This is a genomic window from Rhodothermales bacterium (genome assembly GCA_013002345.1).
In the GTDB taxonomy this organism is placed as follows: domain Bacteria; phylum Bacteroidota; class Rhodothermia; order Rhodothermales; family JABDKH01; genus JABDKH01.
The window spans coordinates 17,239-38,973 of record JABDKH010000200.1 but is presented as its reverse complement, the minus strand read 5'-3'; the positions used below and the strand labels follow the sequence as shown (position 1 = coordinate 38,973).

20 protein-coding genes are annotated in these 21,735 nt (G+C 57.0%); 12 read left to right on the top strand and 8 right to left on the bottom strand.

The features are described 5' to 3' along the window. The first annotated feature begins 2 nt into the window (after positions 1-2). The 10 genes from HKN37_10395 to HKN37_10350 all read left to right on the top strand — a co-directional run bounded on the left by HKN37_10395 (position 3) and on the right by HKN37_10350 (position 8,249). Entirely contained in the window at positions 3-662 is a 660-nt protein-coding gene (locus tag HKN37_10395) for a DUF3341 domain-containing protein (GenBank protein ID NNE47056.1), read from the top strand. After that, a complete protein-coding gene (locus HKN37_10390) occupies positions 659-1,285 on the top strand; it encodes a cytochrome c (GenBank protein NNE47055.1) in 627 nt (208 codons plus the stop codon). Before HKN37_10395 ends, HKN37_10390 begins: the two co-directional genes overlap by 4 nt. A gap of 29 nt (positions 1,286-1,314) precedes the next feature. After that, a complete protein-coding gene (locus HKN37_10385) occupies positions 1,315-2,577 on the top strand; it encodes a hypothetical protein (GenBank protein ID NNE47054.1) in 1,263 nt (420 codons plus the stop codon). Between the two features lie 152 nt (positions 2,578-2,729). Beyond that, on the top strand, positions 2,730-3,143 hold the full coding sequence (locus HKN37_10380; protein NNE47053.1) for a hypothetical protein: 414 nt from the start codon (positions 2,730-2,732) through the stop codon (positions 3,141-3,143). Positions 3,144-3,166: 23 nt separating this feature from the next. Further along, positions 3,167-4,000, top strand: a complete 834-nt coding sequence (locus HKN37_10375) for an SCO family protein (protein ID NNE47052.1) — start codon at positions 3,167-3,169, stop codon at positions 3,998-4,000. A 41-nt stretch (positions 4,001-4,041) separates the two neighbouring features. After that, positions 4,042-4,980, top strand: coding sequence for a cytochrome c oxidase subunit II (gene coxB, locus HKN37_10370; GenBank protein NNE47051.1), 939 nt, complete (start codon positions 4,042-4,044; stop codon positions 4,978-4,980). Positions 4,981-5,010: 30 nt separating this feature from the next. Then, positions 5,011-6,696 carry a cytochrome c oxidase subunit I gene (gene ctaD / locus HKN37_10365; protein NNE47050.1) on the top strand — a complete coding sequence of 562 codons (1,686 nt, stop codon included), beginning with the start codon at positions 5,011-5,013 and terminating at the stop codon, positions 6,694-6,696. 38 nt (positions 6,697-6,734) lie between these two features. Next, positions 6,735-7,397, top strand: a complete 663-nt coding sequence (locus tag HKN37_10360) for a cytochrome c oxidase subunit 3 family protein (GenBank protein ID NNE47049.1) — start codon at positions 6,735-6,737, stop codon at positions 7,395-7,397. Between the two features lie 18 nt (positions 7,398-7,415). Further along, positions 7,416-7,823: an oxidase gene (locus HKN37_10355; GenBank protein NNE47048.1), complete on the top strand. Its 408-nt coding sequence runs from the start codon at positions 7,416-7,418 to the stop codon at positions 7,821-7,823. A 105-nt stretch (positions 7,824-7,928) separates the two neighbouring features. Next, positions 7,929-8,249 carry a hypothetical protein gene (locus HKN37_10350; GenBank protein ID NNE47047.1) on the top strand — a complete coding sequence of 107 codons (321 nt, stop codon included), beginning with the start codon at positions 7,929-7,931 and terminating at the stop codon, positions 8,247-8,249. 2 nt (positions 8,250-8,251) lie between these two features. On the opposite strand, the gene HKN37_10345 is transcribed toward HKN37_10350, so the two are convergent. Next, positions 8,252-8,875 carry a 5'-methylthioadenosine nucleosidase gene (locus tag HKN37_10345; protein NNE47046.1) on the bottom strand — a complete coding sequence of 208 codons (624 nt, stop codon included), beginning with the start codon at positions 8,873-8,875 and terminating at the stop codon, positions 8,252-8,254. A 100-nt stretch (positions 8,876-8,975) separates the two neighbouring features. Here HKN37_10345 and metF point away from each other — a divergent pair, with 100 nt between their 5' ends. Beyond that, complete coding sequence (gene metF / locus HKN37_10340; GenBank protein NNE47045.1) at positions 8,976-9,932, top strand: methylenetetrahydrofolate reductase [NAD(P)H]; 957 nt, start codon at positions 8,976-8,978, stop codon at positions 9,930-9,932. A 10-nt stretch (positions 9,933-9,942) separates the two neighbouring features. Here the strand turns inward: metF and raiA are convergent, their stop codons facing one another. The 4 genes from raiA to HKN37_10320 form a co-directional block, all read right to left on the bottom strand. Then, on the bottom strand, positions 9,943-10,257 hold the full coding sequence (gene raiA / locus HKN37_10335) for a ribosome-associated translation inhibitor RaiA (protein NNE47044.1): 315 nt from the start codon (positions 10,255-10,257) through the stop codon (positions 9,943-9,945). An 84-nt stretch (positions 10,258-10,341) separates the two neighbouring features. Then, on the bottom strand, positions 10,342-10,782 hold the full coding sequence (ybeY, locus tag HKN37_10330; protein ID NNE47043.1) for an rRNA maturation RNase YbeY: 441 nt from the start codon (positions 10,780-10,782) through the stop codon (positions 10,342-10,344). Between the two features lie 14 nt (positions 10,783-10,796). Next, positions 10,797-11,249, bottom strand: a complete 453-nt coding sequence (locus tag HKN37_10325; GenBank protein ID NNE47042.1) for a hypothetical protein — start codon at positions 11,247-11,249, stop codon at positions 10,797-10,799. Positions 11,250-11,388: 139 nt separating this feature from the next. After that, on the bottom strand, positions 11,389-11,673 hold the full coding sequence (locus tag HKN37_10320) for a cold shock domain-containing protein (protein ID NNE47041.1): 285 nt from the start codon (positions 11,671-11,673) through the stop codon (positions 11,389-11,391). 117 nt (positions 11,674-11,790) lie between these two features. Here HKN37_10320 and HKN37_10315 point away from each other — a divergent pair, with 117 nt between their 5' ends. Then, a complete protein-coding gene (locus HKN37_10315; GenBank protein NNE47040.1) occupies positions 11,791-12,192 on the top strand; it encodes a DUF423 domain-containing protein in 402 nt (133 codons plus the stop codon). Between the two features lie 4 nt (positions 12,193-12,196). On the opposite strand, the gene HKN37_10310 is transcribed toward HKN37_10315, so the two are convergent. The 3 genes from HKN37_10310 to sprA all read right to left on the bottom strand — a co-directional run bounded on the left by HKN37_10310 (position 12,197) and on the right by sprA (position 21,472). After that, positions 12,197-12,556 carry a hypothetical protein gene (locus tag HKN37_10310; protein NNE47039.1) on the bottom strand — a complete coding sequence of 120 codons (360 nt, stop codon included), beginning with the start codon at positions 12,554-12,556 and terminating at the stop codon, positions 12,197-12,199. Positions 12,557-12,638: 82 nt separating this feature from the next. After that, positions 12,639-13,448 carry a lipoyl(octanoyl) transferase LipB gene (gene lipB, locus HKN37_10305; protein NNE47038.1) on the bottom strand — a complete coding sequence of 270 codons (810 nt, stop codon included), beginning with the start codon at positions 13,446-13,448 and terminating at the stop codon, positions 12,639-12,641. 20 nt (positions 13,449-13,468) lie between these two features. Beyond that, entirely contained in the window at positions 13,469-21,472 is an 8,004-nt protein-coding gene (gene sprA / locus HKN37_10300; protein NNE47037.1) for a cell surface protein SprA, read from the bottom strand. Positions 21,473-21,735 lie beyond the last annotated feature (263 nt).

The window sequence follows — 21,735 nt, the reverse complement described above, 5'->3', positions numbered from 1 at the left end:
TGATGAAAGCGATCATACGTGCTATCAAGGCGACGATGGGGATCTACGAGCCCGCGCATGACGGGGGCTACGGCCTGCTTGCGGAGTTTTCAAATCCGGCAACGCTGGTCCGCGCAGCCAGGGCTGTGAGGGATGCCGGGTACAAGCATTTTGACACGCACACTCCGTTCCCGATCCATGGCATGGACGGGGCCATGGGGCTCGGCAATTCGAAGGTCGGTCTGCTGACTCTTGGCGGCGGATTGACGGGTCTGGCAGCAGGCATTCTGCTGCAGTGGTGGACCGGCGCTGTCGACTACCCGCTCAACATCTCGGGTAAGCCGTTCTTCGCATATGAGCCTTCGATCCCGGTCATCTTTGAACTCACTATTCTTTTTGCAGCGCTGGGTGCTGCTGCGGGAATGTTTTTACTCAACGGCCTGCCGAGACCGTACAACCCACTCTTCTACAGCAAGCGATTCGCGGCCGCGACGGACGATGCCTTCTTTCTGCACATAGCAGCGAGCGACCGGTTGTTCGATCGGGCGGGCACGAGCCAGTTCCTGGAAGATGCCGGCGCCCTGATGGTGGAATGGATCGAAGATACCGGGGAAGCGGAGGTCGACCCCGAAGATGTTGACGAAACCGCGTCGGATGTGGCCGAGACCGAACAATCCGTATGACCCGAACCAGATACATCATACGCCTGCCATTTGGTGCTGCGATCCTGGCGGTGCTCGTGCTCGCGGGGTGCCGCGGCACGACGACGCCTGAGCCGCCCGTACACGTGAGCCCCAACATGGACTGGCAGCAACGGTTCGATCCCCAGTCGGCCAACCCGTTTTTCGCTGACGGTCGTGCCATGCGCCCACTTGTGGCCGGTACCGTGGCGAGAGGCTTCCTGCGCGAAGACGTCAGGTTCTATTTCGGGCGTGACGAGACGGGCGCCTTCGTGCGCGACATTCCGCTGCCGATGACCCGCGAGCTCCTCGTCAGGGGGCAAGAACGGTACAAGATTTTTTGCAGCGTCTGCCATGGACCCGTTGGTGATGGATTGGGAATCATCATGACGGGGGAGTACGGCTACGTGCCGGCGCCTACGTACCACTCGGACGAGCTCCGTGCCCAGCCCGATGGCTACCTGTACAACGTCGTCGTCAACGGCGTACGAACCATGCCCGGCTACGGAACTCAGATACCGGTCGCCGATCGATGGGCGATCGTCAGTTATGTTCGCGCCCTGCAGCGGAGTCAGAATGCCGACCGCGCCGATGTGCCGGCGGACGTAATCGCTCAAATGGAGTAGAAGCCACGAATCGTAGCTGAAGAGACAAGATGACGAATTCAGTCAGATCCAACTCGATTTCGACGTGGCTCGCGGACCCGTTCAGGTCTACAGTTGACTCAACTCGGGAAGTATTCAAGCCGACGGGGAAGGTGTTGCCGTGGTTCATCCCGGCAGCCATTGGCATCGGCTTGCTCGTGCTGACTGCCGTCGGTTGGGCGACCAACCCCAGGCAGTTCTACTTCTCGTATCTGGTTGGCTGGACGTTCTGTCTGTCCATTGCCCTCGGTGCGCTATTCTTCCTGCTCATCAATCACCTTACGCGTGCCAGATGGAGCATAGTGCTTCGCAGAATTCCTGAGGCGCTTACGTGGTCTTTCCCTGTGCTCGCCGTTCTGTCGGTCCCGATTCTGATCGGCATGCACGATCTGTACCACTGGACCCATGTTGAGGTTTATGATCCGGCGGACAGTCACTACGACCCGATACTGGCCGGCAAGCGCGATTACTTGAATACGCCGTTCTTTCTTGTTCGGCTGGCCGTCTATTTCGTGGCATGGACCGCAATCTCGTATCGCCTTTATGCGCTATCAGTCCGGCAAGATGTCGACGGAGATGTCAATACGGGCTTCAAAATGCGCAAGGTGAGCGCAGTGGGTCTTGCGATCACGGCCGTAACCACGTCGTTCGCCAGCTTCGACATTCTGATGTCGCTGGATCCACACTGGTTTTCAACAATCTTTGGTGTGTACTTCTTTGCGGCCTCGTTCTGGGTAGCACATGCGATGATCGCGCTCATTGCTATTCTGCTTCAACGACGGCGGGGTTTGCGCGGGATCATCAGTCCGGAGCATTACCATGATCTGGGCAAAATGATGTTCGGCTTCACGGTGTTCTGGGCGTATATCGCGTTCAGCCAGTACATGTTGATCTGGTACGGGAATCTGCCGGAGGAGACGATCTGGTACCGCCACAGGCTTCAGCATGGCTGGGAAGCTCATTCGGCAGCCCTCCTGATCGCACACTTTGTAATCCCGTTCTGGGTACTTCTTCCCCGCCGTGCCAAACGCTCCGTGCCCGTGATGAGCATCATGGCTGTCTGGTTCCTGGTCATGAACTGGTTTGACTTCCACTGGATTGCGATGCCCGTTCTGCATCCAGATCAGGCAGGCTTCCACTGGATGGATTTCTCGGCCTGGCTTGGCCTGTTCGGAGTGTTTCTCGGCCTCGTGCTGTTTCGCCTTTCGCGGCATAGCCTTGTGCCGCAAAACGATCCGAACCTCGCGAAGTCGCTGAAATTCGCGAACATGTAGGCGTGTGGTCCGGTTTGTGGTATTTTGGCAATGCGATGGCACGGCCTATTTCATTTGAGTTTCATGGCCTTTCTTGATCCCGACTGGTGCGACAGCGTTCAGGTAGCCGGTCGAACGTAATCGTTGTATTCACTCAGATTCGAACCTCCCATATGGCGAAGAAGCACGGACATCTGGATTCGACATCGAACGTGCAGGCGATATCGCCGACCCCGGCATCTATCGCTGCCGGCGTAGAACCAGAGGAAATGAACCCGGGTATGCTTATCCAGGTCGTTCTGGGTGTCACCATCGTCGTCGTGGTCCTTGTAATCGGGCTCTTTCAGCTTATGAATCTGGAGGTTCAGTCCGTGCGGTCCGAGATGGCGCAGGATGTCGGCCGAACGGCCCTCATGGAAGTGGAGCTGGCTGCGGCTGAGAAATTGACGCAATATGCCGTGATCGACGCCGCGTCCGGAACGTACCAGATTCCTATCGACCGCGCGATCGAACTGATCACGGACGAGACGTATCAACAGCCGAAAGACGACTACACGAACGAGGTTACGCTTCTCCCGAATAAGTAGGGACTGTGTGCAGGGTCAGTTGTATGAACAGTAGCGGCCGATTTCTAGTTCTCGTTGTGCTTGCGCTGCGGCTCGTAGCGCCGGCGCAGAGTGAGGCACAGGTCGCTGACGATCTGCCGGCAGTGTTCGAAGGTGTGGGGATAACCGAGCACCTCGGCGACCACATTCCGACAGATATTGTCTTTCTGAACGAGGACGGAGAACAGGTGTCGTTTTCGTCTCTTGTTCCAGACGGACAGCCCGTCGTCCTGAATTTTGTTTACCACACCTGCCCCATGCTCTGTAGCATTCTGCTCGATCAGCTGGTGGACGGACTCAAGGATCTGGATCGCACGCCCGGAGACGACTTTCAGATTATCACCGTCAGCATGGCGGCATACGAGACGACTGACCTGGCTCGTAAGCAGAAGGAACGATATCTGGCCATACTGGACCGATCGGGAGCCGGAAGCGGATGGCATTTCCTGACCGGTGACGAACCGTCAATACGCGCTCTTGCGGACGCTGTGGGATTCGAGTTTCAGTGGGTGGAGGAGACCGAAGAATTCGCTCACCCCGCGGCACTCATCTTTCTGAGTTCTGACGGTAAGATCACGCGGTATTTGCACGGCATGGACTACAAGGCCGGCAATCTGGAAAAGGCGTTGATCGAGGCGTCACAGGGTTCAGTCGCATCGGTAGTTGATCGAATCGTCCTGTACTGCTATCAGTTCGACCCGGGATCGAACTCGTATGTGATTCATGCGACAAACGTCATGAAGCTAGGCGGCCTTTTGACGCTCGGGCTTCTGGTAGTCGTCCTATATTCGCTGTGGCGTCGGGAAGTACGCCCCCGCCATCATGCCGTGGCGGCGTAACAGTTTGACTCCACTAGATTCACGGAAACGCGCCGTAAGAAATGGGTGACAAGGGTACTTTCTGGATGCCGGAACAGGCTTCGACACTCGCGTCGGAGATCGACGGCCTGTTCTACTTCGTGTTCTGGATCAGCCTGATTCTGTTCGTGGCTGTGATTGGCGCGATGGTGTACTTCGTATTTCGATATCGCCGGCGCGGTGACGGGGAGCACATCCCGGCGCCGTTGGCCGAGCGGAAGGTCGTCGAGATCGCCTGGATTGCCGGCCCCCTGATCCTGTGCCTCCTGGTATTCACCTGGGGATTCAAGGCGTTTCTGAAGCAAAGCATCGCACCCGCAGATGCATACCAGATACAGGTTCGTGCATCGAGCTGGGCCTGGAACTTCACGTATCCAAACGGGACGTCGGTCGGATCGGAGCTGCGAGTCCCCGTTGATCGTCCGGTCAAACTGACCATGAGCAGCGACGACGTCCTGCATAGCTTCTTCGTGCCGTCTTTCCGGGTCAAGTTTGATGTATTGCCCAATCGCTATACGTCTGTATGGTTCGAGGCAACCGAGGTGGGGGAGTTCGACATATTCTGTACCGAGTATTGCGGTACGGGGCACTCGGCGATGCTCGCGAAAGTTATCGTGCAGAGCGAAGAAGACTTCAAGGCCTGGGTAGCGACCAGCGGGATGGGCGACATGACTCCTGTCGAGTACGGGTCAGTATTGTTCAGTCAACAGAACTGTGCCGTGTGTCACTCCGTTGACGGAACCCGCGGAGTAGGGCCAACGCTCAAAGGGCTCCTCGGGCGCCCGGAGCAGTTTACAGATGGTACGAGCCTGATCGCTGACGACAACTACATCCTCGAGTCTATCATCAACCCGGCAGCGAAGATCGTCGATACGTATCCGCCTGCGATGCCCGCAACCTATTCGACGCTTCAACCGCAGCAACTCGATGCTCTCGTGGCTTACATCAAGTCGCTCGAGTAGCTACCGGTCACAGTATTATCGTTACCTGATATGAGCGCAACGACGTTAACTACCCGGGACGCGACCCCACCTCCGGTTCATTACCTGAACCACGACAAGAGCCTCAAGTCGTGGCTGCTGACGCTTGATCACAAGCGAATCGGGCTGATGTACCTCGTCACGGTCGCAACGGCCTTCATGGTCGCCGGCGTCCTTGCGATGCTGGTCCGGTACGAGCTCATCAATCCCGGAATGGACATCATGACCGCGGAGACCTACAACAAGGTCTTCTCGATGCACGGCATCATGATGGTCTTCCTGTTCATCATTCCATCGATACCTGCCGTCATGGGCAACTTCGTCCTCCCGATGCATCTGGGAGCGAAGGACGTGGCCTTCCCGCGACTCAACCTTGCCAGCTACTACATATTCGTGGCGGGAGGATTGCTTGTTGTCGGCGCCCTCATCGTCGGGAATGTGGATGCCGGCTGGACGTTCTATACGCCTTACTCGTCGAGATCGAGCGACTCCGTACTGTTCATGACGATGGCCGTTTTCGTCGCGGGCTTCTCGTCAATTCTTACGGGGCTCAACTTCATCGTGACCGTGCACAAGATGCGTGCACCCGGGCTGACCTGGAATCGTCTTCCCCTGTTCGTCTGGGGTATCTATGCGACGAGTATCGTCCAGGTTCTTGCGACCCCGGTTATCGGAATCACGATGGTACTGCTCTTCTTTGAGCGGCTTCTTGGAATCGGGATATTCGACCCGGCACTTGGTGGCGATCCGGTGCTGTTCCAGCACTTCTTCTGGTTCTATTCCCACCCGGCCGTCTACATCATGATTCTGCCGGCCTTCGGGATTATCTCCGAGCTCATCGCCGTTTTCTCGCGTCACCCGATACACGGCTACCGGTTTGTCGCCCTTTCATCCGTCGCGATTGCATTCCTGGGCTTTCTGGTCTGGGGTCACCACATGTTCGTGTCAGGCCAGTCCGCGATTTCTGCCGTCATTTTTTCGCTTATTACATACCTCATCGGTATTCCGACTGGCGTGAAGATGTTCAACTGGGTAGCGACGATGTATCGCGGCTCGATCTGGCTTCAGACCCCGATGCTGTATGCGCTTTCGTTCCTGTTTCTCTTCGCTATCGGCGGCTTCACTGGAATTGCCCTCGGAGTGCTCGCCCTCGATGTGCACTTGCACGATACGTACTTCGTCGTCGGACACTTTCACTATGTGATGATGGGTGGAACGGTGATCGCTGCCCTTGGAGGCCTACACTACTGGTGGCCGAAGATCACGGGCAAGATGTACAACGAGATGCTTGGGAAAATTGCGGCTGCCCTCATATTCGTCGGCTTCAATATTACGTTCTTCACCCAACTGGTGCTGGGGACGCAAGGGATGCCCCGCCGCTATTACGATTACCTGCCGCGGTTCGAGACCATGCACGAGGTCTCGACGTACGGGTCGTGGATCCTCGGGGCCGGTTTATTCATCGTGTTGTTCTATCTCCTTGCATCGCTCTTCAGGGGCCGCACCGCGTCGTCAAATCCGTGGGGCGCGGCAACGCTGGAGTGGACACACGCGACTTCACCGCCCGATCCTCACAACTTTCATCAAACTCCGATCGTCTCCCGGGGTCCGTATGATTTCCACCTGCTTTCCGAGGAGTTCGGAGACGGACATGCGACGCAGGAAATCGCAGACACTCGAGAGACTCAGCCCGGCTGATCCGTCGCCGCCCGTAAACCCAAACACAACGATCATAGATGGCGTCATCCTCTTCGCCTGCACACGCTGATTCGCACCCGGCGCATCTCCAGCATCACTTCGTTTCGTCCGAGCAGCAGTTCGACGCAGCGAAGATGGGAATGTGGCTCTTCCTCGTGACGGAGATCCTGCTATTCGCGGGCATGTTCGTGGCCTATACCGTGTACCGGGTATGGTATCCGGAGGTCTTTGTACAGAGTTCCACGCTCCTCAATCCGTGGCTCGGCGGCCTCAACACACTTGTCCTTCTTGGCTCTTCCTTTACGGTGGCGCTGTCTATTCACTTCATCCAGAATGACAACCGCAAAGGGTTAATCATCAACCTTGCGCTGACGATGGCTGCCGCAATTGCATTCCTTGTCGTCAAGTACTTTGAGTACACGCACAAATTCCACCTGGGTGTATTCCCGGGAGAGCATTACTCCTATTCAGAGGTGGCCGGCCCCTACGTCGCCCAGTTCTTCAGCATCTATTACATCATGACGGGCATCCACGGGCTGCACGTTATTATCGGAATCGGGCTTTTCATCTGGCTGACCGTCCGCGCTACGAAGGGACATTTTTCGTCGGCCTGGTACACTCCGGTAGAACTGGTGGGGCTCTACTGGCACATCGTCGACATCATCTGGATCTTCCTGTTTCCGCTCCTTTATCTGATCTAATCGAATCTCGGACTTTTCATGGCACACGCTGGAAGCCACGATCATCATATAACCGCGTATCGGACGCTGCTGGCCACGTTTATCGCGCTGGTCATACTCACCGTTGTAACGGTTGTAACGTCGCAGATTGATCTTGGCGCCTTCAATGTCCCGCTGGCTCTGTCCATTGCGGTCGGCAAAGCATCACTTGTTGTCGCCTTCTTCATGGGACTCAAGTACGACAACAAGGTGAACCTGCTCGTCCTTCTGGTGGGCATCATGATGGTGATGGTATTTATCATCTTCACGCTTCTTGATACTGCTTTCAGGGGTGACCTCGGCAACGTGGACTCGCAGACGATCGAGGAGCGAAACCTGCAGGAAGAGGTGCTCAGGGCGCAGGAACCGGAGGCCGTTCCAGCCCCGACCGCGACCCCGGATGAGTAGAATTCTGGCCATGCACCCGCTTTTGGCTGAAGTGCCGGCAGGACGGTTGTACGAAAAGTCGTTTGGTCTTACTACTTTACAGTAGTCAATTCCACCGTGACTACCATGGCGGCTGTATTTGCTGCAGTTGGTGTGGCCCTGCTGGCCTGCCTGCTGATATGGACCATTATTATCAGTCTCAAGATCTGGGAGACTGACGACCCCGGTGCGCTGGAGCGGGAGTCCGTCCATGTGCGTCGCCAGGCTGCACGGGCCGGCCTCACGATGCCGGTCGGCGCACGGGAGATCCATGAGGATCAGCAGTATGGGGAGGAAACCCGGCTGCTGCTAACCTATGACTTCGGGACTTCCGGATCATCAGGATCATCAAGGTCATCAGGAGTCCCGAGTGCCTGGGTCGATGACCTGTGGATTCGTCGGAACTAGTACTAGTTCTTTCCGGGCAACTGCTGCTGCGCCGCGAGTTCGCGGACAAGGAAATCCGCGATCGTCTTGTACGACTTGTTGAGCGTCTTCTGTAGCGTCGCATCTTCTTCCAGGACACGCGCCGAAACGGCCTTCACGATATGGCACTGCAGGCCGTGAGTCGCAGCGACATACGCCACGGCATATCCGGTCATGTCGACGACGTCGGCGATGCGCTGCCAGTAGTTCATCTCTGACTCGTCGGATATCGTATGATCCTGCGTGACCAGCGTAGCCTTCTTCGTGGCGACGAGGGGTTGCTCGAGAGGCATCCGGGGATAGCTGGGTGAAGACATCTCGATTCGATCACCCTCGAATACCTGCGATGCGGCAACCAGCGTTCCGATCTTGAGATCACTGCTCAGGGCCGTGCATGTCCCAACGTGGAGGAGCCGGTCGAGGTCGTACGAATTGAGCAATCGCTCTGTCCGCAGCGTAGCCTTGATCTTGCCCGTTCCCAGGAGGGTCACCAGGACGTGATCGTCATGGTAGGCCTCGCCCTCAACAAGGCCGTCAAACCGTCCCCGCTCGTATTTGGTCAGGAACGGCTTGGCTTCCTCTTCCGTCGAAAAGACTATTCCTATCATGAACTCCGGTACGATCTAGAAGTAAGACGACCCCCTGCTGCTCGGACGGGGGAGGATACCGTAGTAGGTTCGGCGATATTGACCGCTTGTTTAGGTGCCGATGAAAATAACGGAACTTATAGACCGAAGGAAAGAGACTTTAATCTCCTATGAGATTATTCCGCCCGAGCGGGGTGGGTCTGCAGGGGAGATTTTCGAGATTATTTCGTCTCTGATGGAATTTGAGCCGCCCTTCATCGATGTGACCAGTCATGCCGCTCAAGTATACTACGAGGAGATGCCGGATGGGTCATGGATGCGTCGAATCAAGCGAAAGCGGCCTGGGACGCTGGGCCTGTGTGCGGCGATTAAGGGACGTTTCGGCGTCGAGGCGGTCCCTCACCTGTTGTGTCACGGATTCACCCGGCAGGAGACCGAGGATGCGCTGATCGAGCTGAACTACCTCGGTATTCAGAACGTGATGGCTTTGCGTGGAGACAACCACGGCTACGAAAAGACCTTCCCGCCGGACAAGTCAGTCAATAAGCAGGCCGTCGATCTCGTCGCGCAGATTAGCTCGATGAACCACGGCCGCTTTCTGGAAGAGTTGATAGACGCTGATCCGACCGACTTCTGCATCGGTATTGCCGGCTACCCCGAAAAGCACTTCGAAGCGCCCAATATGGCCTGGGACGTTCTGCATCTCAGGCAGAAAGTCGACGCGGGTGCACACTACGTAACCACGCAGATGTTTTTCGACAACCGGCACTATTTCAGCTTCGTAGATCGGTGCAGGGAAGCGGGTGTCGATGTCCCGATATTGCCGGGGTTGAAGATCATCACATCCCGGAAGCAACTGAAATCGCTTCCATCGAGGTTTGCTCTGGAGATTCCGGAGGCGCTGGCCGCCGAAATCGAGGCTGCTGCCGACGAGCACGTGGCGGAGATCGGCGTCGCCTGGGCTGTCGAGCAGAGCCGCGAGCTGATCGAGGCCGGTGTGCCGTGCCTGCACTTCTACATCATGAAAACGGCCCGGCACGTCAAAGAGGTCGTCTCCCGCCTTCGAAAACTTGCGTGAGTTTGACGGACTAGCGATGAACGTCTTTCGTCGTGTCCTTCAACTTGCCCTTGTATTTGAGTAGCTGCCGTCGAAGGCCCTCAACGCAGTTGTCCAGTGCTTTTTCGTGACTGGGGCCAACGTCGCGTGAGGAAAGTGTCTGCCGAAACACCGTAATAATGATCTCCGCCGTCTTCTCTTTTGGTCGACCTCGCTCCACAGTGAGTATGACGCGAGCGTCCGTTATTCCGTCGTAATATTTTTCAATCTTGGCGTATTTCTCGTGCACGACATCTCGCAGTTTGTCCGTAAGCGAGAAGTGACGCGCAGTGATTCTCGGCTTCATATAGGCTTGATGTGACTATGATCGATTGCTGGTCTGACACGATGCAATTCAGTTGGGGTCACTAGTCTTCACACTTCTGGGAAGTCAAGGTTCCGTGCCCCCGTGAGATCGCCGCTTAGCGAGTGCATTGACATAATGGTCCTCCCTGGTTTTCATCCTTGATCGGCTGTCAGAATCGTGGTCGTCGAACCCGAGGAGATGAAGCGTGCCGTGGATCGCATACCTGGCAACCTCCATTTCAAAGGACGACTCAAATTCGCTGTGGCGCTCGCGGGCCGTGTCGAGATCCACGTAGACCTCACCTTCAAGCTGATCGCCTTCGCCAAGCGAGAACGCCAGGACGTCGGTTGGATAGTCGTGGCCGAGGTACTTGAGGTGTAATTCCTGGTGTTCGTCGTGGTCACACAGGATTACGGTCACGATGGCGTCGCCTGCGCTCTCGCCATGAAGAACCTGCTCAACGAGGACAGTGAGCTCGTCTCCGGCGACCGTTTCGACCGGATGGCTATTGTAGACTGTGACCAACGATGCCGTGATGGCTAACCAAGGTCGTCGAAGAGGGTATCGGACATCGAAAGTGCAACGCTGCACATGATCAGCTCGGGCGGCAGAAGCGTGAAGTCGGCCGACAGAAGGCGATCGTCGACGTTCGCGTACAGCGAACAGCCCGCTTCGCGCTCGACCACAAGTCCATTCGTAACCCCGCCATGCTTCCCGAAGAAGATGACTTCTCCGAGCTCGGCGCTGGCAATGTAGCCGGTGCAATTCTGAAGCTGCAGAAACGAACTCGCGGCGTACACTGAGACAAGCGTGTAGGGATCTCCGTCCGCTACGCCCGGCGCCTGGATGGCTGTTCGGATTTCCAGCGCAATGCTGCGCCCGGACGAATGATCTCTGAGGTCAAACCGCAATGCCGAGCCATCGTGCTTTGGCTCTGCGTTCAGGACTTCAGCGATCCGATCCAGATCTTTCTGCGAGAAGCTAAAAGACATCTCACGACGACGTTCAAAAACAGCGATGGACGAACACCCGGCCACTCCAATTCAGACCATCCGTTCGGATTCTGGACGCGACACAGGCGGCGGGAAAGATAGTCTCGCTACTGCGAAAATACCAACGCTTCGCTAAGGGTCAATGGGCCTGCTCTTGTCCGTTATGCGTCTGGAGTTCCGACTCCGTTCCTTCGGAAGAATCCGGGGGGTCTTCGAGTCCGACGACGTGTAACGCGTGATTTCCCTTCGGTCCTTCGGAGATCTCGAACTCGACCTCCTGGCCCGTCTTCAGGGATTTGAATCGTTCGTCTGATTCAATCTGAGAGTAGTGAACGAAGATGTCAGGCCCTCCGGCAGGATCTACGACGAAGCCGTAGCCCTTCTTGGCGTCGAACCATTTGACAACACTTCTTCTGGTTGCCATCGAATGCCTCCTGATGTTCCTGCCATTCGTGCAACGACTGACCGGCATTTCGACGAACTGCGCGGTGAACTCCGCGCCCCCACGCCGGTAAAAGTCGTTCACAACAAGCGGTGACCCATGTCTGGACGGGTTTTTATTCTTATCGGCAGTATTGCCGCAAGTATTAGTGTTCTGGCCGGCGCATTCGGCGCTCATGCACTCTCAGACGTGCTTGGAGAGCGGGCGGATGTGTACGAGACAGCGGCGCGTTATCACATGTACCACGCCCTTGCGCTGGTTCTGGTGGGGTTGCTGGTTCGTCGTTACGAAAGCAAGATGATCAGAAACGCCGGATGGCTGTTTCTGGCGGGTATCATCGTCTTCAGCGGGAGTCTCTACACTCTGGCCATAACGAATGATGGCCTCTGGGGCGCCGTTACGCCGGTAGGAGGAGTTCTCTTCGTGGCGGCGTGGCTGATGATGGGAGTCGGCGTGTGGAAAGCTCCGCCCACATCCACACCGTCATACTACTCGCGGTAGGAGACTAAACGACGTCGTCCTGCTCAAAGAGGAGTGTGATACTGGGCGTGAGATCATGGCTCTCAGCCAGTTTCAGAATTTCGGCGGCGGCCTCTTCAGCCGTCAGATAGGTTCCGTGTTCTGACGTGTGATTCGCCAGCGCGTAGCCGATATCGTCGTTTTCTTCGGGCTCGAATTGCTCCCACTCCGTCGCCTCGTCGATTACAAAATGCTGATCCTCGGGCGAATAGGCAGCGATGTAACGCTCCTTTGACCCGATTTCATCGATCAGGCTGAGGTTACCGAGGGCCCCGTACTCTTCGTCGTAGAAAAGCGTCTCGGCCACAAGGCGGACAGAGAACGAGCCTAGATTGTAAGAACCCATGTGAGTCCGTGCTTCGGTTGGAGTGAGTACGACCTATCCACTGTAGTTTAGTCTATCGCCGAGTGTCGTCAAAAACAATCGGCTACACCGCAGATGTTTTCGGGCGCTCTTCACTGATCGGACCTGCCAGTTCTTCCTGCTCGCCCAGACGCTCGCGAAGGTATTCATGCGCGGGTTCACCGGAGAACTGCTGAACGGACATCTCAAAAAGCCGTGCCATGTGGCCGATGAGAACTGGAGCCACGTCGGAGATTTCCACCTTCCTGCCCATCTCGGCAGACAGGGACGTAACGCCGCGGTCCGCGATTCCACACGGCACGATGTTCTGGAAGTACTTCAAATCTGTTCTCACGTTCAGTGCCAGTCCATGACTGGTCACCCATCGCGAACACTTGATACCCATGGCACAGATCTTTCGTTCGGCACCTCGAGCGTCCGGTCCGACCCACACGCCCGTTCGGCCGGTGCTCCGGCCTGCGCCGATGCCGAAATCCCGGCACGTCGCGATCACGACATCCTCAAGCGTCCGGAGATATCGATGAATGTCCAGGAAGAAGTGTCCCAGATCAAGTATCGGATAGACCACCAGTTGCCCGGGCCCATGAAACGTGATGTCACCGCCGCGATCGATCTGAATGAACGTCGCACCTTCCGCGGATAACTCCTCTGAGCCGATCAGGAGATTACTGACATCTCCGCTCTTGCCGAGCGTATAGACCGGCGGATGCTCTACCGTGAGTATGACGTGTGGCTCCCGGTGGTTCGGGTCGATCCGTTTTGCCGCGGCAAGCGAGGATTGAAGCCGTCGCTGGAGATCCCAGGTGGGCTCATACTCGGCGCGACCGAGATGGCAGACTACGACTTCGTTCGGCTTGTTTTCTTCCGGTTCCATCCGCCCGCGACGTCAAACAATCAGTTCGTGATGTTGACTCGAACGTTGAATGTACCGGTCATGTTCGTTGAGGACGGCTGCCGGCTAATTTCGGAGTCCAGTTTCTCATACCGCAAGGTGAAGTTTGCGGTGACGCGATTGCTAAACTGATAGGAAACCTGGGGTGACATGGAGAGCCGTGTGTGCGCCGTGATGACACTCACAAGATCGCCGCTGAGCGCCTCCGCCAGATCGAACGACGGCCCGGCAGCCGCCGCCGTCGCGAGGGCCTTCTGCATCAGGAATCGTTGATCAAGTGTTACAGAACGTGAGACGGACAGACCGATACTCACTCGATTGTTGAGCTTCTTGCCCAGAAGCGGAATGCGAAGACCGACCTTCTGGAAGTTCGCACTGACGGTCAGCTCGTTCGTCGAACTCTCGCTGATCTCATAGTTGCTTGTGCTCAGTGAATAGGACGTGCTCTTGTTCCACGCGATGTTTGTCTGAACGCGTCCCTTCCAATTCAAATCGAGACCAATAAACGGCTGGTATCTCTGGTTAATGCGTACCGCACCCGCTTCGGTGCGCGGCACGACGTAAGAGATGTTCGTTCCTGGAACGAATGCAAAGACAAGACTGGTGTCGCTCGGCGCGACGGCAGCGGCAAGGGAATTTGTTCGGAAGTCCGAACTGTAGTCGGCCGTGTATCCATGGCGGATTGTAGCCGACTGTACGAGCTTTCGGATGATCGGCCAGTTGCCGAATCCCGTGTAGTTCACATTCCATCCCGGCAGTGGAAACGGAATCTTCTGGCTGCCGATGCTCCCAAAACTCGTAGTGAACGCCTCCTTGAAGCCCGCGACCACGCTCTTGTTGGTGAGAATAACCTGCCCATCGCCCGATTCGTCACCCAGCAGCGCGGTGCCGGTACCATTGGCCTGTGCCGCGGCAACGTCCGCTGCAAAGATCTCCAACTGCGATTCGAGCAGACTCAGATAAGATGCACCGAACGTCCATATCGAGGCTCGACTCGTGCCCGTCCGGTTGAGTGACGGGGGAATGCCGATCAGATCTTGCTGACTGTACGTCCTTGTTGTGTTCTCGGCCTGATTGAGGGACCATGTCAGGTTGATTGAAAGAGCCTTGCTAGGATTGAGGGACGTTCGGCCCTGGAACTGATCGGAGTTCTCGATGACGTCTGTCACCTGAAGGGTGGGATCATTAATGCGTTCCTCGCTGGGCACAGTGCGCGCGAAGCCGAATCGATATCCTAGCGATGGACCCTTGCCCTTGAATGCATCGATGAGTCCGTATGCGGACTCACCGGTGAGCGGGTCGCCGACATTTCCTGATCGCGAGCCGCGAGTGCCCGTATATGTGAGAGAGAGATCTCGAATTCCGGTCAAGGCAAGAGCCGTCTTGCGCAGGATCGAGACGGGGTTGGGCAGAGGAATCGGGAAGCGCCGACGGTTGCCTTCGTCTTCGCTCTCAACGGCCTCTTCCTGGGCCTCCATTTTCGGGGCTTCCGGTTCTTCCACTTGCTCGGCGTCAGGCTGATCGGTCTCATCGGCCTCGTCGTTCTGCTCTGCAAGTTTGAGCGCCAGGGTCTCGGCCTCTTCTCTGCGACGTTCCGCCTCCTTCTTCTGTCGCGCACGTTCCTGTTCGCGTTGGCGACGCTGTGCCGTCTTCTCGCTGTCGGCTTTGCGCTGTGCCTCCTCGAGTTTGCGGTAGAATCCGAACTTGCGCCAGAGGTCCTGTATCCTGAGGCTCACGCCGGTTCGAATGTCTACGCGGTTGCTGACAGACGCGCCAGTATTTCGACCCAGTGATCCGTTCTGCCAAGAGTACTGAACGCTGTAAACAATGTCCTGGATGTTCAACCAGTCGAGCGCCTTGCTACTCGTCAACCGGGGCCGCAACGTGGCAGTGAATCGCTGGCCGTGCCGCTCTGCACGGACCCCCTCGCCTTTGGTGACCAGCTTGCCCAGTACACTTCGTGTTCCGCGCACATCCAACTCGTTAAGTTCGAAAACCGTAGATCCGATCGCATCCGGATCGGCGCCCGGGAGCTGCAAATAGTCCTCCAGAGTGAACTTGCCATCAGCGTTGGTATAGACGGTGTCGAGCTGGGTGTCCGCGACCACCGACAGCGTGTCGACGCCGGCGGCATTGAGGCTTAGACCGGTGTTTGTGTCAAAACTCAGGTTGAGGAACTGGAAGGGATTGTACTGAAGACTGAAATTGCGCGAGTGGCTGAAAGAGTGCTTGCCGCGGAGTGGATTGTCGACCAGCACCTCCGTCGCGTTGCGCGTGTCGGTGCCCAGCAACCGCGGGCGCTCCCTCGTTTCAGTGAGACTGCGGGACGTAGTGGCCGATGCACTGAGAGACTGAGGCAGATAGTTAAATCGAATGCTTCCGAGCGCTGCGAGCACCGGAATATCATCCAGAAACCAGAACGGCCGGACGGTTCGGGGTTTTCGAATATTGAGTCGGTAACCAAGCGTGTTCGACCATCGCCAGGAGTCATTCAGTTCGAGCGACGGATTGCGCGCCTTCGAATCCGTAAACGAATACGACGCCGAAATGCCATCAAGCGTGTACTTCAGGACCTTCGACTTCGAGCCGCTCTTGCCAATCCGGCCCGTGAAGGACTGCGATTCACTGTGGGTCTCCGCCGCCAGCTTCGCCTCGTCCCGCTCGAACTGCGCCTCTTCGGCTGAGATCTCTCCGTCCTGCTCTCGATCGTCAATCTGAGCGAGGATTTCCTTGAGGCGCACGTCTCCGCGACTCGGTGCGAAGCGCGGAGTGGTCGTGTTTGACTGAATCTGATACGAGAGCGGAATCTTCCATCCAAACCGCTCAGGGATCGGTTTGTCAGCATTCAATTCCGTGGTCACGCTCCAGTTGGTTATCGCCTGTTGATCTCGCTCGCCGAGTGAGCTGGACAACGATCCGAATCCATCTGTCTGGGTCTGGATGTTGGCTCGCACTCGACCCAGGTCCGCCAGCTGGATCGATGCATTGGCGAGTGCAGACCAGCCGGCCTTCTCATCGTATCCCGCTACCCGCAGCTCGTTGATCCACACCGTGACATCGGAAAGTATGTCGCTGGTACTGACGCTCGATGTATCCGCCGGATTGCGAATGCCGATTGCAATCGTATTGATACGACTGAGCGAAGGTGTGCCAATGATACCGATCCTCGTTCCGGGCGGGGCGAAATCGTCGGCGCTTGCCCAGAACACAGAGTCGGTTCGAACTCCGCGTTGGTCACGTGTCACCTTGAGCTGGTTCAGCGCCGCGAGTTCTATGTTGATGGAATTCAGGTCGACCGTCTGACCGTTAAAATCTTGTCCCGTCTGCCAGAGTACACCTGAGTTTCGTGAGAGCTCGCTGCTCGGCGTCAGAGGCTGCTCGTACTCGTAGTAGTCGTTTGTCTCGTTGGCGCCAAGCCGGATAAACAGGGAGGCCTTTGATCGCCCCTCTTCGATTGGGAGATCCGCCAGCTTTCGACCATCACCAAGGTCCCCGTGAAGGTGGGCGAACATTCGAACATTGGAGTACTTGAGGAAATCGAGACCCTGGCTGTATGTCTTGAATATGCCCCGCTGTCTACCCGGATAGAGATTCTCGCTGCGCAGCACCATCGCCTGCTCCCGCGCGTTCTGTGTTCCCCCACTCGCGAGTCTGGTCAAACTGACTACGGTCCCGAGTGGCGACAGGTAAACATCTGCATTCTCTTCGTTGTTGACGCTGGAGATGCTCAATCTTGTGTCACGGGCGTCTTCCTCGCCGGGCGGTTCGCGCTCAAGCTTGATCTGCTCCGATTTTTGCCACTGACTTCCAACGAGTTCAAGCGTGGCGAATCGCAGCGTGGCCGGCACTTCATGTCCGGTTGTCCAGATGCGAATCGATTCTATCTTGCTGAAGTCCTGGATCGACCCGACTCGACGGGAAAACGACCGAATAGGTATCCGAATCTGATACCAGCCGGTCTCGCGCCCGGTATCTCCATCCTTGATCTGCCCGACGACGAAGTCATCGACACGATCGGGTCGGGCAAGCGAATCGAGGGCCGCTTTCGACAAGGGAAGGCTGTACTGGAAGTAGCTGTTCTCCGTGTCGACGGTCGAGTTGAGATTGATATCCTCACTGTCCGGGAAGCGGGAGTTGCCCCTGCGTACGGAGGTGTTCTCCGCCAGTTCGGTCTGCCCTTCAAATGAGTTGAGCTCATGACCGGCGAAGTACCGTGTCATGCGCTGCTGGAACGTCGCGCCACCCGGATAGAATCGAGTGTCTTCGAAATATCGATTGTTTCCGTAGAAGTGATAATCGTCTCCCGACGGATCGACTTCCGCTCGTGCAATCTCGGCCAGATAGCGGGGGTCGGTCTCCGTACGATCAAGGGCATTCAGAAAGTCAATGAAGTGTCCCTGCTCTGTAGCGAACGCCGGGTAATCGCCGCCGTACGATGCAAGACCATCGATGCCGACATCTTCCGTCCGGCGACTGTCCGTGTCGACCTTCAGCACGCGGTCCGGTGCAACGACGGGCACACGACCCCACGACGACACTGACGTCTCTCCAATTGTGGCCGTCGACAATCCGTCTTCGTCATTAAGACGCTCATTTGGGAGGAGGTCTTCGGAGATGAATCCCAGGTCGACAAACAGTTTCGCATCAGGCCCTGCATCGTTAGATAGATTCTCAGGATAGGCCTGCATGATGAACTCCACGAACTCGATGTTCTTCAGGCTGAAGTCATTGAAGCCGTCCGGGAGTCGCTGGATCATACCGCCCCAGGCATCCTTCGGGTTATTCAGGAAGTTGCGCAGCTCCGTCGTGTAGTTATAGGGCCCTCGCTCTCCCGGGTTGAAATACAGATCAAGGGTAGGCTGTGTCCGGTCGATCTCGCCGCTGATGTCACGATTCGGGAAGACTTCTTCTATCAGCACGACGCGCACGGCATCCGGGCGGACGGTTGTGCTTCCTGAGAGTTCTGAGATGATGTTCTGGTTCACACGATACCAGGCGAAGTTACCGCGCCATGTCGTTCGGAGTGAGTCGCCGACAGGTCCGGTCTGTACGCCGACGCGGTCGATAGCGCCGATGGAATCCGGAGGTGCGGCCATCTGCCACGTTCCCGGTTGAGCCAGGGAGTACGTGTTTTCGAAACCCTCAAAGTCATCGACGTAGGATATTCCGGCGAGTTCGTCGGGCTTGAAGTCCTGACCCTCGCGCTCGAGCTCCTTCCGCGTTCGGTCGAACGCGGCCGTCTCCGTGTGGCCCGGCCGGAGCTGAGCAAATTCACCCGTGATAGAAATGGAGCTCTTGGCTTTCGTGTTGATGAATGGAATGGCGTCAACAAAACGGGTGAGCCAGCGCGGTTCGAGGTTGATCGCTCCATCAACACCCCAGATCGTGTTGGAGATCGGCTCCTCACCGATCCGGAACTTGTCGATCGGGGACTTCTGGCTCAACCGCATGACCGTAGCACCCAGCGACAAACGCTCGTCGAGATCGTAGTCTGCACGCGCACCAAGGAGGGTCTTTTTCTGAAGGTTGAAGAACGAGTTCTGTTCGTACGAGATCTCGACATCCTTCGTCAAGAAAGTGGGATTCGTTATGGTCACCGTCCCACTCTGATAATCAACAACGAAGTCCACGTTCTCGCGCAGCTCACTGCCGGCCGAACTCACGCGAACGGAACCGGGAACCAGACCCGCATATGCTCGAAGGTCGTAGAAGTCCTGCGCGGCACCCTTGAACGAACCTCTTATCCGATAGACGTCAAGCTGAGTATCCAGACGCGCGTTCTGTTTCTTTTCGGTGTAGAGGCGGGAAAAAACGTAAACGCGGCGGAGCTCCGACTTCTCTGCCGGCGTCGCATTGGACTCGCTGATCAGCGAATCAATGCGTCCGCCAAACGGCTCCAGGTATGAGAAAATCAGTAAGCCTTTGCTCGACTCGATGGTGTATCCCGGCAGATAGTCGAAGAGGTTGTCGGGTCGGGGGGCGCCGTCTTCGTTCAGCCGGTCAAGACCGAGGAGCTGAATGAGGGTCTGCGGTTCTCCCACTCCGGGCAGTTTCGTCTGGGCCGTCTTGCCGGCAGGTTGGAACTCAACGTCCAGTTGGAAATCGCTGGGATTTACTCCCCGCCCGCCTATTGGATAGATATTGCGGAGTTCGAGATACCACGCAGCTGGATTAAAGGGAGGGTCGGCTGTCAGATTCGGCTGCCGGGGCTGATTGGGTCGCAGAAGTTTCTGGACCAGCCGCTGGTCTCCGCCAAATCCGTCCGAAGAGAAATCCCCGACCTGGAATACCTGGCCGCCAGCAATGTACCGGTAGGCGATGGAGAGCGCTTCGTTGTCCTGAAGCCGCTGATTCAGCGAAATGTATCCGAGCACCTCATCAATCACGTAGTCACGTCCGGACTCCAACTTGCGAAACCGACCGGTCTGGAAGTCGTTGTCGGACAGCCCTTTCACGTCTCGCAGGAAGGAATTCGGTAGAGTTTCCGTATCGCGCAGCGTCTCGATTTCCGTATCGAGGTACCGGTCGCCCTGGTTCCGCGGGAGGTCACTGGCAGAGGCGCGAGTAAAACGATTGGCCAGCGTCAGCACCTCATCCGATTCGCCGAGGTCAACCATCGCCACGATGTCGCGCACATTCTCATCCTCGGGTGAGGTCAGCTCGAACTTCCAGACTTCCACCTCATTGATCCTGGTAAAGCCATGAGCGACGCGAATGTTGGGCGGATCCGCGAGTGCGTCCTGCCACCGGTTACGAAAGTAGTAGGCAAGGTAGAAGTGCTTGCCTTCGTCATAGTCGGTGGGCTTGAGATCGAACTTGCTTGCTTCCGAACCACCGTTGATACTGAGGGAGTTCGACTGGCCCTCCTGCTGGCTCATCACGGTTGTGAGGTGCAGCCCGCCAAGCTGGAACTGACTCTTGATACCGAATAGACTCTGACCGCCTCTGATAAGCGTCGAAGGTGTCTGCAGGAAGACGTTTCCGGCTTCGATACTCTGGATGATCTCGTCTTCGTAGCCGGTGTATTGCAGCTTGAGCTGGTTCTGGAAGTCAAACTGATTGTTCGTGTCGTAGTTGACGTCGACACGCATCTTGTCTCCGATGGAGCCGGTGATGCCGAGCCGAAGATCCTGCTTGAAGTCCGGGTCCAGCTGTGCAGCTTTGCCTGTTACCGAGACTTGCTGGTCGCTCTTTCGATAGTCGAAGCCGGCGCGGATATCTGCCTGCCCGTTTACGCGCAGGTCGACCTCCGGCTTTCCGAATATTGTGGTGAAGGCACTTTGACGACCGCCGGGCACCACAATGTTGAAACCAAGTCCGCCGCGGCGCCGCTGCCGTCGCTGGCGCTCGCGCTGCTCGACGAGGGCCGACCAGTTCTGCCTCATGCCCTTTCGACCTCTCGACACTCGGTAGGAGGCACGATCCAGGAGCACCGGGTCTCGCACATCTCGGTTCGAAACGGTTTCGGTAGCGATGTAGCCACCCGTCGTCGAGTCCAGTCGAATGCTGTGCTTCCACGTCGGACTCAGCTTGGAAGACAGCGGCCGTCGGCTTCGGGGGAAGAGACTTGCCGATCGGCGGTCCCTGCGGAACAGGGGAATGAAGGGCAGCGACTTCAGCGTATCCGCGGCGACACCAACTGTGTCTGCCGCAGTGGAGTCAGCAAAGGTCGTGTCGGACGTCAGGCTGTCAACGCGTGCGAGTGAGCGGCGGGCGCGGAGAAGGTCGTCATCGTCATCCATCGCAACCGAGTCCGTGTCGGCCGGCGCGCGAAAGCGGCGCGCCCGACGAAGTAGGTCATCGTCGTTCACCGCGACAGAGTCCGTGTCGGCTGCCGCGAAGTACCAGCTGGATCGAGCAAGGTCGGCAGGTTGTGCAGATGATCCGGCGTAGATCCACGCCGCAGAGATCAACACGAGACCCGCATAGCACAAGGCTGCCGCACGGCGCCACAACACGCGGTGGGAGCCCTCTCGCTGAGGAATTGTCGACGGATCGGATTGCACGTCCAGGTCGATCTGGCTTTTGATACGGTTTGGCGACTCGAGCTACCAAGTCATTTCGGGCCGCCTGTCAGAATTCGTAGCCGAAGATGCCTATACGCGCTGCAGATTGATCGAGAAATGTGGGATCTGATAGACTCAGTTCGTCGCCTGAAACCGGGTTGTAATGTACACCAGAATGGAGGTCGGAGCCATACGATTAGAACTGACCTTGATGACGACGAAGGCGGGTAGATCGTTCCGGTCGTGTTCCTGAAAACAGGACC